Origin of the sequence: Bacteroides faecichinchillae JCM 17102 (assembly GCF_000614145.1) — a bacterium.
In the GTDB taxonomy this organism is placed as follows: domain Bacteria; phylum Bacteroidota; class Bacteroidia; order Bacteroidales; family Bacteroidaceae; genus Bacteroides; species Bacteroides faecichinchillae.
This window is the reverse complement of sequence record NZ_BAKK01000002.1, coordinates 75,946-92,340: the sequence shown is the minus strand read 5'-3', so window position 1 is coordinate 92,340 and position 16,395 is coordinate 75,946. Positions and strand designations below refer to the sequence as shown.

Genomic DNA, 16,395 nt, shown 5'->3' with positions numbered 1-16,395 from the left:
TATTGAAAGAACATCGACTGGAGAATGATTATAAATTACTTGAAACTTTTTTTTCACTTTCGCTAAAATAGGAATGTTTACTATTGGAGGTGGATATGCAATGCTTTCATTGATAAAACATGAGATTGTAGACCATCATCATTGGCTGACTTCACGACAGTTTACTGATGTGTAGCTATTTCTCAAGTGACTTTGTTTCAGTTTTCCTGATAACATGGAAATGGAACCTTCATCCGATTTTGTTAACTTTGTTTGGCGGGTTCTGTAGGACTAATTTTATATTGAGGATTAAGAATTCATTGTTCTCGTATTATAATATAATTGTTTATGACATATCTGGATACCGATAAGCAAACTTGCATAGATCTTAGTATAACGGATGGCGTACAGGACGAACAAGCCCTTTCTTCTTTGTTTCTGAAAACGGAAACGAAGCAAGGGAAATCTTTAATGATGGAATGGATTATGTATCCGTTGAGTGACTGGGAAATGATCTGTAAAAGACAGAAACTTATAGCTTGGGGGGCACTACCGGAACTTCCTTTGAATGAGGAAGAGTTGGACTTTATCGAGTATTACCTGAGTTATCGTGACCAGATTAGGGAGGCGAATGTTATAATGTCTTGTGCTACAATTATTGATCGTCTTGTGAGGTATGATTCTCAACGTTATGTCGTTTGTAGAGGGGTTAAACTTATAGTTCGAATGTTACATCATTTGGAAAAGTGGATTACAGAGCAACAGGAAATTGTACCGCAACTTTGGAAAGATATGATTGATTTGGTACAGGATATCTTGCATGGAACTGAACTGAAAAATGTCTTGCAACAGGCGTTTGATAAGGATACCCGATTCTCCAATTATGTGATAGATAAATATGATTATTTATTTCGATGTACCCGCTTGCTATCTTTGAAAGAGTTGCTGTCGGTTATTTATACGTTGGATGTTTGCCGTACTGCTCATCGGATTGCTGAAGAAAAAAATCTTTGTAGCACTCCAAAGGTTGTTTGGAGCATGGATTTCTCGGTAGAAGGAGTAGTACATCCTTTTGTGAAGAATGCGCAAGTAAATGATTGGGAAATGTCCCAAGGTAATATCTGTCTTTTTACGGGATCCAATATGGCGGGGAAATCGACTACATTAAAAGCATTGACTCTGGCTGTCTGGTTAGCGCATTGTGGATTACCTGTTCCAGTAAAATCAATGGTTTGTCCTCTATATGAGGGCATATATACTTCAATCAATTTGCCCGATTCTTTGAGAGACGGACGAAGTCATTTTATGGCAGAGATACTTCGTGTTAAAGAGGTGTTGGAGAAAGCGGGAAAAGGTAAGAGGTGCTTAGTCGTGTTGGATGAAATGTTCCGTGGCACAAATGCGAAGGATGCTTTTGAAGCTTCTGTTGCGGTAAATGAGATATTAAAAGAATTTGCTAATTGTCATTTTCTTGTTTCTACGCACATTCTTGAATATGCGAAAGCATTTGAAAAAGATAGTTCTTGTTGTTTTTATTACATGGAGGCGGAAATCAAAGAAGATTGTTTCGTCTGTCCTCATCGATTGCGGAAAGGTATCTCGGAAGCAAGAGTAGGTTATTGGTTGGTGAAAAAGATATTGAATTTGTAAAAGCTGAATAATTAACTTGATGTTTTGTTAGTGGATGGTATATGGTAACTTTCATCCCTTTAATGAGTGAATCATTAGTGGGAATGGCAGAATTTATATTCTTCATGCTAACTATTTTAGCTGCTGTGTCTAACACATAGGATTTAGTTTATTGCTATCTTGTTGTGAGAAGCGAATAAGATGCCAAGAATGGATAAATATTATTTTTATTTTCATAAATACAATTTGTTTTGTTGGTCATAAATACATCTTTTTCTTTTTAAAGAAAAAAATAACGGGAGATAGTTATTTTCCATCTCCCGTCACTTATATTGATTTGGTTATTATTTATTAGATCTTGTTAGCGCGTTTACGCTCAATTTCATCTAGAATAACTTTACGCATACGCATTGCTTTCGGTGTTACTTCTACATATTCATCTTCTTTGATGTATTCCAAAGCTTCTTCCAGTGAGAATTGTATTGGTGGAATCAAACGAGCCTTTTCGTCAGAACCGGAAGCACGCATATTGGTCAGTTTCTTTGACTTGGTAACATTGATCACCAGGTCATTATCGTGAGAGTGTTCACCTACTACCTGACCGGCATAGACATTTTCTTGTGGGAAAATGAAGAACTTACCTCGGTCTTGTAATTTGTCGATAGCATAAGCAAAAGCTGTTCCACCTTCCATAGCAATCATAGAACCATTGGTACGACGTTCGATCTCTCCTTTATATGGCTGATAATCTTTGAAACGGTGAGCCATGATTGCTTCGCCTGCAGAGGCGGTCAATACATTAGTACGCAAACCGATGATACCACGAGAAGGCATATTAAATTCCAGATTGATACGTTCACCGGTATTTTCCATTTTTACCATTTCACCTTTACGGCGAGTCACCATATCAATGATCTTGCTTGAATATTCTTCCGGTACGTTGATTGTCAGTTCTTCAATCGGTTCGCATTTTACTCCGTCAATTTCTTTGAAAATAACCTGAGGCTGTCCTACCTGTAACTCATATCCTTCACGACGCATCGTTTCTATTAACACAGAAAGGTGAAGTACGCCACGACCAGAAACGATCCATTTACCGTCCTCCTCGCTTTTCTTTACGCGTAGAGCCAAATTCTTGTCGAGTTCTTTTGTAAGGCGGTCATGGATATGACGTGAAGTCACAAACTTACCGTCTTTGCCAAAGAATGGCGAATCGTTAATGGTAAATAACATACTCATTGTAGGCTCATCAATTGCAATAGGCGGCAATGCTTCCGGGTTTTCATAATCGCAGATTGTATCTCCAATTTCAAATCCATCAATACCTACCAATGCACAGATGTCTCCTGAAGAAACTTCATCGGTTTTGACGCGTCCTAAGCCTTCAAATACATGTAGCTCTTTAATTTTTGTTTTGAACTTATCACCATTACGTTTCACGAGTGTTACATTCATACCTTCTTTCAGTGTACCGCGATGAACACGTCCTACGGCAATACGACCTGTGTATGAAGAATAATCCAATGAAGTGATTAGCATTTGCGGAGTACCATCCAATTGTTCCGGAGCCGGAATATTTTCGATAATGCAATCTAATAATGGAGTGATACTGTCGGTCTGTTGTTTCCAGTCAGTACTCATCCAGTTGTTTTTGGCAGAACCGTAGATGACAGGAAAGTCGAGTTGGTCTTCAGAAGCATTCAGACTGAACATTAAGTCGAATACCATTTCGTAAACTTCTTCCGGACGACAGTTTGGCTTATCGACCTTGTTTACTACTACAATCGGCTTCAAGCCGATTTCCAGTGCTTTTTGTAATACAAAACGCGTCTGGGGCATCGGGCCTTCAAAGGCATCCACCAATAGAATACAACCATCAGCCATATTCAAGACACGTTCTACTTCACCCCCGAAATCACTGTGCCCCGGAGTATCAATGATATTAATTTTAGTACCGTTGTAATTGATGGATACATTTTTGGAAAGAATAGTTATACCACGTTCACGTTCCAAATCGTTGTTATCCAGAATGAGTTCACCACTATTTTGGTTACTGCGGAACAAGTTTCCAGCCAATAACATCTTATCAACCAGCGTTGTTTTCCCATGATCGACATGGGCAATGATTGCAATGTTTCGAATATTTTGCATATAATCCCTATTATTTGGGCGCAAAGGTACTAAAATTGGATTAGAAATATACGCTATAAACATACTTTTTTCCTGTAAAACGTTGTGGGATATAAAGATAATGTCTATCTTTGCACGCTCAAAAGAACAATTTACTATATCAAAATTCTAAAAATTATGTATTTAGACGCAGCTAAAAAGCAAGAAATCTTCGGAAAGTACGGAAAGTCTAACACTGATACTGGCTCAGCTGAGGCGCAGATAGCTTTGTTTTCCTACCGTATTTCTCATCTGACTGAGCATATGAAGCTCAACAGAAAAGATTATAGTACAGAGAGAGCTTTAACAATGTTAGTAGGTAAGCGTCGTCGCTTGCTCGACTATCTGAAGGCTAAAGATATCGAAAGATATCGTGGTATCATTAAAGAACTCGGTTTGCGTAAGTAATCTACTTGCAGCGAAAAGTTTGAAAACCGTTTCTCGAGAAAGAGAAACGGTTTTTTTGTATCTATAGTAGTGAATGATTGATAGAATTTAACGCTTATAATTGTGATGGAATAAAGATTTTACTATTTTTGCAGCTTAATAATTATAATTTATAACCTTTGAAGACAAAAATACTTTCAATATGGATACAAGTAAAATTGTAGGAGAAAAAATTAAAGCTCTCCGAGAAGACAAAACTATTACCATTGAAGAGCTTTCTCAGCGCTCCGGTTTAGCTGTGGAACAGATCGAACGAATTGAAAAGAATATCGATATACCCTCTCTAGCACCACTTATTAAAATAGCACGTGTGTTGGGAGTTCGTTTGGGAACTTTTTTAGATGACCAGGATGAAGTTGGACCAGTTGTTTGCCGTAAAAAAGAAGCGAAAGACGCTATCAGCTTCTCGAATAATGCGATTCATTCTCGTAAGCATATGGAGTACCATTCTTTATCCAAGTCGAAAGCAGACCGCCACATGGAACCGTTTATCATTGATGTGATGCCTACGGAAGATAGTGATTTTGTACTTTCATCACATGAAGGTGAAGAGTTTATTATGGTTATGGAAGGAGTGATGGAGATTAGTTATGGCAAGCATACTTATCTACTGGAGGAAGGTGATAGTATCTATTATGATTCTATTGTGCCTCATCATGTCCATGCATACGAAGGTCAGGCGGCAAAAATATTGGCTGTTGTTTATACACCGGTATAATTAAGTAATAAGTATCAATCTTAAATTTAATCCCAATGACAATTACTTTGAACTGTACTTTGGGACAGTGGCTGGAACACTGGGCCGAAGAAACTCCCGATAAAGAATATATTGTATATTCCGACCGCAATCTCCGTTTTACATGGAGTCAGTTAAATCGTCGTGTAGACGATATGGCGAAAGGTTTGATCGCTATAGGTGTGGAACGAGGTACGCATGTAGGTATTTGGGCAGCTAACGTGCCCGATTGGCTGACATTATTATATGCCTGCGCAAAGATTGGTGCAGTATATGTGACTGTGAATACGAACTATAAGCAGGCTGAACTGGAATATCTTTGTAAGAATTCCGATATGCACACTCTTTGTATTGTCAATGGTGAGAAAGACAGCGACTTTGTGCAAATGACCTATGCAATGCTTCCTGAACTGAAAAATTGTGAACGTGGTCATTTGAAAAGTGAGCGTTTCCCTTATATGAAGAATGTGATTTATGTCGGTCAGGAAAAACATCGTGGAATGTATAATACTGCAGAAATTCTATTGTTGGGAGATAATGTAGAAGACGATCGGCTGAATGAAATGAAGAGTAAAGTTGATTGTCACGATGTGGTGAATATGCAGTATACTTCGGGAACGACTGGTTTTCCGAAAGGCGTGATGCTTACTCATTACAATATTAGTAACAATGGTTTCCTGACAGGGGAGCATATGAAGTTTACTGCTGATGATAAACTTTGTTGTTGTGTACCATTGTTCCATTGTTTTGGTGTGGTATTGGCTACTATGAACTGTTTGACACATGGTTGTACACAAGTGATGGTGGAGCGCTTCGATCCATTGGTTGTATTGGCTTCCATTCATAAAGAGCGTTGTACTGCTCTTTATGGTGTGCCGACTATGTTTATTGCTGAATTGAATCATCCTATGTTTGATCTATTTGATATGTCTTGTTTGCGTACGGGCATTATGGCAGGTTCACTGTGTCCTGTGGAATTGATGAAGCAGGTAGAGGAAAAAATGTATATGAAAGTCACCAGTGTATATGGCTTGACAGAAGCTGCACCAGGTATGACGGCCACACGCATCGATGATCCGTTTGAGGTACGTTGTAATACTGTAGGGCGAGATTTTGAGTTTACAGAAGTCAAAGTGATTGATCCAGAGACGGGTGAAGAATGCCCGGTAGGCGTACAAGGTGAAATGTGTAACCGTGGATATAATACTATGAAAGGTTATTATAAGAATCCGGAAGCTACGGCAGAAGTGATTGATAAAAACAACTTTTTACATTCTGGTGACTTAGGCATTAAAGACGAAAATGGGAACTATCGTATTACTGGGCGTATTAAAGATATGATTATACGTGGTGGTGAGAATATTTATCCTCGTGAGATAGAAGAGTTTCTTTATCAGCTTGAGGGTGTGAAAGATGTTCAGGTTGCAGGTATTCCTTCTAAGAAGTATGGTGAAGCAGTTGGTGCGTTTATTATCTTGCATGAAGGGGCTCAAATAAGTGAATCGGATGTACGTGATTTTTGTAGAAATAAAATTTCCCGCTATAAGATACCCAAATATATATTCTTTATCGATGAATTCCCTATGACTGGTAGTGGGAAAATTCAGAAGTTTAGATTGAAAGATCTAGGTTTGCAACTTTGCAAGGAACGAGAAATAGAAATCATTTAAAGGGAAAGATTGTTGAAAATGAATAACTAAGAATGAGGAATGAAGAACTATTTTGCAATATAATGCACAACCACTCTTCATTCCTCATTTTTAGTTATTCATTAAATATAATCGTCTCCCAATTGCATTTGTGCATCGTTCACATATTTGCGGATGGCATGTTCTTCATTTTTTGGACAGATCAATAATACATTATTTGATTCAGCTACAAGATAACCTTCTAAGCCGTCGATAACGGCTAATTTATTGTTAGGGAGAACCACTATATTATCTTTGCTATTATAAATTAGGGAGTTACAGCTTAGTGCAGCATTCCCATCCATGTCTTTTTCTGACAAGTCGTAAAGAGACCCCCATGTACCTAAGTCGGACCATCCGAAATCTCCTAGAGATACATATACGTTGTCAGCTTTCTCCATGATACCAAAATCTATTGATACATTGGGACATGCGGGAAAGTTTTCTTCAATAAATGCTGCTTCTTTATCAGTTCCATAAATATCTTTGCCAGGTGCCAGTTTCGACGCAAGTTCAGGTAAAAGTAGTTCTTCGGTTTTTATTATTGAATTTACGTTCCACATAAAGAGTCCCGAGTTCCAATAGAACTCACCACTATCTACAAATACTTTCGCGAGTTCCAATTCAGGTTTCTCTGTGAATGTTTTGACTTTATAGAAGTTATTGCCAGCTGGTTCATCAATTTGTATATATCCATACCCTGTCTCTGGACGATTAGGTTTGATACCTAATGTTAGAAGTTTATCGGAACGTGAAACGAAATCTAATCCTTTTTCGATAGCAGAGAGAAATTCTTCTTCTTTCAGAATCAAATGATCCGAAGGAGCTACTACAATATTAGCGTTTGGATTCAAGGCACGAATGTGGTAAGCAGCCCAGGCAATACAAGGTGCAGTATTTCTTCTAGCTGGTTCTAACAGAATTTGTCTTTTATCCAGTTCAGGTAACTGTTCTTTCACCAAATCAGCATATATAGTGTTGGTGACAATTAGAATATTTTCAGTTGGAATTACTTTTTTGAAACGATCGAAGGTTTGTTGAAGGAGTGAACGACCAGTTCCGAAGAAATCAAGAAATTGCTTAGGCAACGATTTACGCTGAAAGGCCAGAAGCGACTGCCAATACCGCCCCCCATAATAACACAATAATTATCTTTACCTGTCATGATTGTGACTCTTTTTAAAGTTTCTGCTAATGTACACTTTATTCTCTGAATATAGAAGCGTTTCAGATATGTTTTATAAATTTTTGCTCCTTTTTTTAGCGAAACTATTGTGAATTTAAAATTAAGTCGTATCTTTGCACCGCAATTGAGAGATCAAGTATGCGCCCAGATGGCGGAATCGGTAGACGCGCTGGTCTCAAACACCAGTGGATTCACTTCCATCCCGGTTCGACCCCGGGTCTGGGTACTGAAGCGGAGAAAGTTGAAAAACTCTCTCCGTTTTTCTTTTCTACTCCTTGTAACTTGGGATCAATGTAAAAACGGGTCATTCCAAAATTCTGAAAGATTTTTTGTGTATTTTCTTCCCGTATCAGAATGTACTTATAAAAGAGAACCATCACAAAATTGAGTTCTGTGATGGTTCCTATTTTAGATTTCAGATATTTTATTCTTCTTTGTCGTCAGATTCCGTAGCTTTAGGAAGATAAGGTTCTGCCTTTACACTTTCTTTGGGGGAGCGTATACCTGCTTTATTTATGGCTACTGCAGAAATGGTATAGACATCATAGCAAGGTACAGTAATGAGTACTTCTCCTTCGGTACCTTTAGATGCTTCAACAAGTATAGGACTCCCGGAAAATGCACGGGCGGTGACTGCTGAATAAGAAATCTCTACCCGATACACATCTTTGTTCATCGGATTCGTCCATTTGACTAGCAGTTCGTTTTCATTCTCTGTTACTTCTGCACGTAACAATGAAACCGGAGCCACAGTATCTATGACAGGATCTTTTATTAAGGATGTTACGTCATCGTCATCGCTACAAGATGAAAATGTCCAAGTAAACAGGAAGGATAATAATAATAACTTATAAAGTGTTTTCATATCGTTTCGTTTTTATTATTTTAGATAATCTTTTTCAATCCATGCCGACATAGGTACTTTAGTACTAATAGCACCACCTTTACCACAAATGGTTAAGTTGTTTTCAAACTTTCCTCCGGCAATATCTTGAATATAATTTGTTTCAATTCCGGCGTTAAATTCCCAGTGCCTAGTAAGCCTACAGGGTCCTTTTCTGTTAGTCTCCACAGATTAGCTCTGATTTGCTCTGGCGTACGGGCAACAGTCCATACACGAGCTTCTCCGATAGAACCATTCAGCATACGTCGGTCGTCACCACAGGCACGTCCAAGTGTGAATTTGTTATCGTCATTACTTGAGGCTAAATCTACTTCTTCATGTCTATTACTTTGATTGTCGATGATATAATCATCTTCTTCTCCGTTGATAAATAAGCGGTATTGTTCTTTATGATTAGTTTTAGAACAGTCTATAACAAATGCGATATGTATCCATTCATTTGTTTTAAGTTCAGTTTTACTATGGAACTTAAAGGCATCTCCTAATGCTGATAATTCAATATGTGAACCATCTCCTGTTCCACGTAATAGACATTTCCCTTCCATACCAATAAATGTCTCTAACCATGAAAGTGAGTTCAAACGACAAATGATTTCCCAAGTTGTTTGTTTGACTTTAACAAGCTTATTATCAGTTATATTTCCGAAATTTGCATAGAGCCAGAATTTGTTATCGAGCGCTAAGCCATAATTCTTTCCATCTACTGTTACAGTCAATTTATTCTCTTGTTTCTTAGAGTCAGTAATTGTGATGTATGTAGAACCATTTTTCTTACCGGTTATTTCAATTGTACTGCCGTTCATGGATGCTTTAACAATGCTTGGATCAGCAATTTCCAATTTATATCCTCCATTACCACTGATTATTTCTACTTTTCCGTTCTGTTGTGTTGCACTAAATTGTAGAATCTTTCCGTCGTAATTTGTTATGAGTGGATCTGGAGCAATTACTTTTGTAACAACTGTTAGAGATTTATTTAATTTATCGGTTATTTTGATTTTGGCTGTACCATTATCTAAACCTTTCACAGTAAAAGTACCGGTCGTTTCTATATCTTCTATTCCGATTAGTTCTGTACAATTATCAGGGTTTTCAAGGTATTCTACCTTATATCCACCGTTACCAGTGATAATTTTGAACGTGAATACATCCTGTCCGTCAACTTGGGAAAAAAGAGTGGCTTCCGATTTATTAAGACGTATTCCAAAGACAGCAGCCGTTTCTACTTTAATATAAGCTCTTTTATAATATTTGTCTGTCACAACAATTATTGCTTCCGCATTATTATCTGTTGGAAGTGCTGTAATTGTAATCACTTTACCATCGACAGTGGCTGTTGCCACTTCTTCATTAGAGGAAGTTACCTTATAATCTCCATTACCAGCCGTAATATTCACTATACGGCTATTTTCTTGTGCAATCTGCAATTCTGTTTCATCTACTTTCAGTTCTACGGCATCAGCGGGAATAGTATTACCTCCATTGTCGTCATCATCGCTACAACTGGTAAACACTAGTGGGAGCGTTACTATTGATAGTATGAATAATATTTTTTTCATGTTTATTAATCTTTAGTTAATAATTACTCTTCGTTTACTCCTCTTCATCTTCTATAGGTACATCTGGATAGTCTTTTGCCCATACGCTTTGGTTCATCGTCAATGTACCTTCATATGAATAACGTGCGGAGCTGCCTTCTGACAAATCGTTATATTTGTAATTCATAACAATGACAGTTTCTTCGTTGTACTTACGCAGATCAGTGGTATTTTTGGTATATTTACGTGTAATACTGACAGGTTCTGCTTCTAGATCTAACGCACTGTTTTTTGTACTTAATGTAATATTCTTAGTTGTCTCGTCATACGTTAATTCAACGATATATTGTTTGAAGTCAGTACTATTATCACGTGTTACATTACCTACATACATATAACATTTATTTCTAGAAATTGCATACAACGTTTTACCATTAGCTGAAGTGGTATAGCTGGTACCTTCTTCTTTTATAGTACCATATCCAGCAAAGTTTCCAGAAAAATGATTCTTAAAGGCAATGTGATACAATGCTTTAGAATATTTATTTGGACCGATAGGTTCGCCTACAGAAGATGTGATTTTCAAAGGCAATACGTAATTATCATACAAATCTCCAATAAGGGAAAGGTCTATTGTACAATACCCACTTGTGTTTAGATCTCCTTTTTTGATTGTAAATGTATTTTGATTTAAAGTAAAACTTTCCTCGGGTAACTGTTGGTAGTATTTACTTGTTTCATTCTTATATTTCTCCCAATTATAGGCATCTAATGTATCAGCATCAAAACCAACTTTGATTTGAATATCTTTATCATTACCGGAAGTTCCGTTTATTCCAAAATATAGAGGTAATATAGCTGTATTATCCTCTTCAATATTCAAGGACGTTTCTTGCCATCCACTTAGTTTCAGGTTAGTGAACTTTGTGAATAATTCGTCATCTAACTCGTCTACACAAGAAGAAAACGCCAATAAAAGCAAGGAAATAAGACTTATATTTTTAATCTGTTTCATATTTATAACTTAATTATGTTGTTATTGCCATCCTGGGTTTTGGGTCATATTTACATTTCGCTTCAGTTCTTCGGTCGGTATAGGGAAGAAATACATTTTTTGTTCAAAGTTTTTAGGCATTGAAGTAATGGCTGTAGGTACATAATATAATTGTATCTTATCTTCATCATAACTGATGTTGATATTACAACCCATTAATGGCATATTTTCTTCTACCATAGCATCTTTCCATCTACGATTATCAAGGAAACGGAAAGCATTTTCACCAAGAAATTCTATTTGTCGTTCTCTTTTTATTCTGGTACGGAGTTCACCTTGATCAGCATATATATCATCCTTAAAATCTGGTAAACCGGCACGGAAACGGATTTGTTTTAAAGCATATCTCATTTCCTCAATATCACGTGAAATGGTCGTACTATTTCCGTTGTAGGTTACTACATTATGCGTGGTAGTCAGCTCGTTAAGTGCTTCTGCATAAATCAATAGTACTTCTGCATAACGCATTGAAGGTTCTGTCTTGTTTACCACATATCCCCCAGTCGTTAACGCATCTTCAGGATTATAGAATTTTTTGAAACCAATACCACTTAAAGGGAGATCTTCTTTGAATCCTAGTTTTCCGTCGTTCTCATTTTTGTAGTAGAAAAGCTGTTGCCTTCTATATTTACTTTCGTTCGCACTTTCGCATTCCCAAATAGAACCATTATATGCAATAGATGCATAGAATCTGGGTTCTCGGTTAGCATATTGTAATGAGACTTTTGCTGGTAGAAATGGATATTCTGTTGAACTAGTTGTAAAGCCTCTTTCTTGGTAATAGCCGTCAGCTTTTCCTTCTTGGATGGTACGTCCGTCATTCATATAATAAGCATCTACCATTTTTTGGGAAACGCCAATTTTATTACCTCCATTTAAGGTTCGTGGTATGCAAGACTCCACTAATCCTCTAATAGTGTTATGTCCTTCATTGGTACGGGTGAAAATCAATTCATCATTTTTAGAACCAAGGATTGTTCCATCAAAAATTGATTTATACGATGCATATGGGTCAACATCAGCCCAGCCGTTAGGAAATTCTTTATCCGAATATTCTGCATGGTGTGGAGGCATGATAGTTGTTGCTGATGGTTTTATGATATTTAATGAATATTGATTTAATTCCATTACGTCTTTAGCTGCGGCAGCAGCTCGTGCCCATTTCCCTTCATCATAAGTTTGGTTAATTAATTGATTCCCTACGTTATCTTTCATGTTAAATAAGTCTGTATTTCCATTAAATAATGGACTTGCTGCATACAGAAGTACTCGTGCACGTAAAGTCAGAGCAGCTCCTTTGGTAGGGTGTCCCATGTTATTAATGGTACGTCTTACCGGTAGATTTACAGCTGCAAGCTCCAGATCTTCGTTAATAAAGTTAATGATATCATCGAATTTGGAACGTGGCAATGAAAGTGTTTCATATGAAAGGTTCACATCTAATCCTTCTTTAGGAATTAAGGGAATAGGACCGTATCTACGAAGTAAAGACCAATAAGCATAAGCGCGTAGGAAATGTGCTTGTGCGGTATAATCAGAGACTTCTGTGAGTGTTAGTTCGGGACATCTGCCGACATTGTCAATAAATGTGGAAGCTTTGCGTACTGTCTCGTATACCTTATACATTGTACCGGCTGCACCACGACCATCCATATTGTCTAATGGGTCATCAGCACTGTAATTACCATTCTGCATTGCCTTTTCGTCTGGATTAATCAGGTCATCAGAACCCCAGCGGTAACGCTCTTTAAACTCTGCCATAAAATTCATTCCTTCATAGGCATTAGCCAACCATCCATCTACATAAATTTTCTTTGCAAATGCCGAATCCAGAGAAAGTTGATCGTAGAAATATTTATCTACATTAAGATAATCGGCACATGAACTAAGCATAAAGATTGTCCCTATTGCTATTATGTTGAATATTAATTTTTTCATATTTAATATTTTGTTAGAATTCAACTTGAACTGAGAATGAGTATGTCCGGCTAATTGGATAATTAGAACCGCTTTCATTGTTTCCTTCCGGATCCCACCATTTAAATGGACTCCAGGTGTAGAGATTTTCTCCAACAAAGCCTAGACGTATATTGCTCATATATACTTTGCGAGCAAACGCTTTGGGAAGATCATAAGTAACTTCCACATTTTTTAGGCGTAAGTAACGTCCGTTTTTCATCCAGAAAGTAGATTTACGATTGTTGTTTGCATTATTCCCCCAAGTTAAACGTGGCCAGTCTGCATTCGGATTTTCTGTGTCAGCTGTACCAGAGACTTCTCTTGGACTCCAACGGTTCCCATCTACCATTCTTGAAGAATGTTACCTGTCATTCCGTTATGGAATGCATGAGGTCCGTTTCCACCCACAAACCAGTCACGTCTACCAGCTCCCTGGAACAAAACATTAACATAAAGATTTTTCCATTGGACACTTGCACCCATACCATATTGTAAGCCTGGCATTTCTCTATATCCTAATGGTACATAATCATCATCTGTAATAACACCGTCACCATTTACATCTTTGTATTTGATATCTCCAGGTAAAACGGGGCGTCCATCTGTTGCTAATCCTGTTTGTGATGGGCTGCAATCTATATCTTCTTGATCTTTGAATAATCCAAGCGCAATCAAACCACGTGTCTGATTGAGGCGGAATCCTTTATCCATTTTATACCAAAGTTCATTAGCTGCTTCATCACGGTCTACAATTTCATTATTTTGGTAAGTCATGTTGGCGCGTAATGTAATATCTACTTGTCCGATTCGTTGTAAAAAAGCAATGTTGCCATCCCATCCTGTGGCTTTCATACGTCCAACATTTGCCATTGGGGTTTGATCGGCCAGACCTGTAGTTAATGGCATGTGATTACGTCTCATGAAAATATCATCGCGTACGTCCTTATAGATATCCACTGTACCTGTTATTTTACTATTAAAAAGGTTGAAATCAATACCTAAATTGTATTTTTTGGCAGTTTCCCAGGTTAATTTTGGAGTTCCAACTGTTGTTATACGGTATCCTTGAATTCCGTGAGAACCGAATTCTCCCCAGTTATAACCATTGGTCGTTCCTATTAAAGAAATGTAAGGAAAACGTTGTCCACCGATATTATCATTACCTACTAAACCATAAGAACCTCTAATTTTAAGCATTTCTAGCCATGGTGCAATTCTTTTAATAAAAGGTTCTTCAGAAATAACCCATCCAGCAGAATAGGAAGGGAAAAAGCCAAATTGTTTGCCATGCTCAAAATTTTCGGATCCTGTGTATCCCCAATTGAACTCCACCAAGTATCTGTCGCGGAATGCATAAGTAAAACTTCCTGAATAGGCGAGATTACGGTGAGGTATAGAGGCGATAATATCACCTTCATTGGCAAGTCTGGTATCTGCATTTTGTTCTTGATAAATCATGGCATAAGCTCCTACGCGGTGAACCTCTGCAAATAACCTATTGTATTTTAAATGGGCACGTAAATAATTACGTTTCCAGCCTTCGGTCGTCACAGTTTGAGTCATCGTCTGTGGATTAGATGTCCTACGAAGAATTAACTGACCTTTTTGATCACGATAGTTTTGAGCTACCCACAATTCAGGTAATTTACGGCGATTGGTAATATTTGAATTTTGTGTATCAAATGCGTAAGTACCTTCAAATATCAACCCTTTAGTAATAAAATTTAGTTCTTGTTGTAAAGTAACGTTTAATTCTGCTTTATTTTCCCATATGGTTCTATATCCAGTTTGAGTTAATTGAATTTCAGGTGTCAAACGACCATTAACATGGGGCCACTGTCCGGTTGAATATTTACGTGGAGAACTTAAAGGAGTAAATTCTGAGAATGATCCCCAGATATTGTCTCCTTCTGCACCTGGTTGTGTGCGGTCAACTAACCATCCACCTACTCCAATTCTTACTAAAGTGGTTTTAGTTAGATTCATATCAACATTTGCACGATAATTGTATCGTTTGTAAGTGGAATTGGTATTATATTTATTTTCTGAACTTTGAGTCTTGTAAATACCATTTTCATCATAATATTGTCCAGATACATAGTATCTAACATTATCACCTCCTCCTGAGAAGCTGATTTCTGCTTTGTATTGTGGGCTTCCTTTTTTCAGCATAAGATCTTGCCAGTTTACATTAGGATACAAATCAGGGTCTAGTCCGTTTTGGATAATATTGAGTTCTTCTGGGGTATACAGAGGACTTTCATAACGTCCTATTTTGGCTTCATTTGCTAATGTAGCCCAATCATATGCATTGGCAAACTGTGGCATACGTCCTGTTTGATTATAACCATAAGTAAAACGAGCCCTGATATTAATTTTACCTGGTTTACCTCGTTTGGTGGTAATTAATACAACACCATTTGCACCTTTGGAACCATAGAGAGCTGTAGCAGATGCATCTTTCAGAATAGAGAAGGATTCAATATCTTGTACCGGTATTTCATTCATGCTTCGTTCTACTCCATCTACCAATACAAGTGCTCCACTACCGCTACCAAATGTACTAATACCTCGAATCCAAAACTCAGACATGTTTTCACCCGGTTCACCTGAACTTTGAACAGCAATGATACCAGGAACCACTCCTGCTAAAGAATTTGTCAGATTTCCAGAAGGAGATGCTAATTGTTTAATATCTACAGATGTATAAGCACCAGTTAGAGTCTTCTTGGTTTGTGTACCACTAGCTGTAACTACGACTTCGTCGATTTTTTTACTACTTTCAGTTAATTTGATATCTACATTTGAGATATCTTTGATTTTCACAATCGGGAGTTCGACTGCATCGTAGCCAAGAAATGAAATGACCAGAATATCAAATTGACTAACTTTTAATTTGAATTTTCCATCTATATCAGATGTTACTCCCAATCCTGGTTGTCCTTTGGCTATAATAGAAGCTCCAATGACTGGCCCCATTTCATCTCTTACAATACCTTTTACTTCAATCGTATTGTTTTGTCTCGACTGCTGGGCAAAGCTTGAGATTTGTGTACCCAGTAAGAGTAGTAACATAAAAATTGCCCGCTGTATGTTATTCATAATA

11 protein-coding genes, 1 tRNA gene and 2 pseudogenes are annotated in these 16,395 nt (G+C 37.5%); 6 read left to right on the top strand and 8 right to left on the bottom strand.

Annotation, left to right across the window (positions count from 1 at the left end; genetic code table 11):
* Positions 1-73 precede the first annotated feature (73 nt).
* Together JCM17102_RS29400 and JCM17102_RS01455 are read left to right on the top strand one after the other, a co-directional pair.
* Positions 74-172, top strand: a pseudogene (locus tag JCM17102_RS29400) (chromate transporter); the annotation flags it as partial.
* Between the two features lie 155 nt (positions 173-327).
* On the top strand, positions 328-1,629 hold the full coding sequence (locus JCM17102_RS01455; protein WP_025073692.1) for a MutS-related protein: 1,302 nt from the start codon (positions 328-330) through the stop codon (positions 1,627-1,629).
* A gap of 330 nt (positions 1,630-1,959) precedes the next feature.
* Here JCM17102_RS01455 and typA read toward each other — a convergent pair whose 3' ends face one another.
* Complete coding sequence (typA, locus tag JCM17102_RS01450) at positions 1,960-3,759, bottom strand: translational GTPase TypA (protein WP_025073691.1); 1,800 nt, start codon at positions 3,757-3,759, stop codon at positions 1,960-1,962.
* A 156-nt stretch (positions 3,760-3,915) separates the two neighbouring features.
* Between typA and rpsO the strand changes: the two genes are divergently transcribed.
* From rpsO to JCM17102_RS01435, 3 genes are all read left to right on the top strand, one after another.
* Complete coding sequence (rpsO, locus tag JCM17102_RS01445; protein WP_025073690.1) at positions 3,916-4,185, top strand: 30S ribosomal protein S15; 270 nt, start codon at positions 3,916-3,918, stop codon at positions 4,183-4,185.
* A 181-nt stretch (positions 4,186-4,366) separates the two neighbouring features.
* The gene (locus JCM17102_RS01440; RefSeq protein ID WP_025073689.1) at positions 4,367-4,942 is read left to right on the top strand and encodes a helix-turn-helix domain-containing protein; all 576 of its coding nucleotides are present in this window, start codon (positions 4,367-4,369) and stop codon (positions 4,940-4,942) included.
* Between the two features lie 35 nt (positions 4,943-4,977).
* Positions 4,978-6,630, top strand: a complete 1,653-nt coding sequence (locus JCM17102_RS01435; protein ID WP_025073688.1) for an AMP-binding protein — start codon at positions 4,978-4,980, stop codon at positions 6,628-6,630.
* Between the two features lie 101 nt (positions 6,631-6,731).
* Here the strand turns inward: JCM17102_RS01435 and JCM17102_RS25700 are convergent.
* Positions 6,732-7,813 (bottom strand): annotated as a pseudogene (locus JCM17102_RS25700) (mannose-1-phosphate guanylyltransferase).
* A gap of 163 nt (positions 7,814-7,976) precedes the next feature.
* Between JCM17102_RS25700 and JCM17102_RS01425 the strand changes: the two are divergent.
* Positions 7,977-8,060 (top strand) — tRNA-Leu (locus JCM17102_RS01425).
* Positions 8,061-8,258: 198 nt separating this feature from the next.
* On the opposite strand, the gene JCM17102_RS01420 is transcribed toward JCM17102_RS01425, so the two are convergent.
* The 6 genes from JCM17102_RS01420 to JCM17102_RS25695 form a co-directional block, all read right to left on the bottom strand.
* Complete coding sequence (locus JCM17102_RS01420; protein ID WP_025073687.1) at positions 8,259-8,699, bottom strand: hypothetical protein; 441 nt, start codon at positions 8,697-8,699, stop codon at positions 8,259-8,261.
* Between the two features lie 92 nt (positions 8,700-8,791).
* The gene (locus JCM17102_RS01415; protein WP_025073686.1) at positions 8,792-10,297 is read right to left on the bottom strand and encodes a LamG-like jellyroll fold domain-containing protein; all 1,506 of its coding nucleotides are present in this window, start codon (positions 10,295-10,297) and stop codon (positions 8,792-8,794) included.
* A 34-nt stretch (positions 10,298-10,331) separates the two neighbouring features.
* Entirely contained in the window at positions 10,332-11,291 is a 960-nt protein-coding gene (locus JCM17102_RS01410) for a BT_3987 domain-containing protein (protein WP_025073685.1), read from the bottom strand.
* Between the two features lie 21 nt (positions 11,292-11,312).
* Positions 11,313-13,268 carry a RagB/SusD family nutrient uptake outer membrane protein gene (locus JCM17102_RS01405; RefSeq protein ID WP_025073684.1) on the bottom strand — a complete coding sequence of 652 codons (1,956 nt, stop codon included), beginning with the start codon at positions 13,266-13,268 and terminating at the stop codon, positions 11,313-11,315.
* 13 nt (positions 13,269-13,281) lie between these two features.
* Positions 13,282-13,638 carry a hypothetical protein gene (locus JCM17102_RS32165; RefSeq protein ID WP_306302449.1) on the bottom strand — a complete coding sequence of 119 codons (357 nt, stop codon included), beginning with the start codon at positions 13,636-13,638 and terminating at the stop codon, positions 13,282-13,284.
* Positions 13,632-16,391, bottom strand: coding sequence for a SusC/RagA family TonB-linked outer membrane protein (locus JCM17102_RS25695; RefSeq protein ID WP_306302448.1), 2,760 nt, complete (start codon positions 16,389-16,391; stop codon positions 13,632-13,634). Before JCM17102_RS25695 ends, JCM17102_RS32165 begins: the two co-directional genes overlap by 7 nt.
* Between the last annotated feature and the right edge of the window lie 4 nt (positions 16,392-16,395).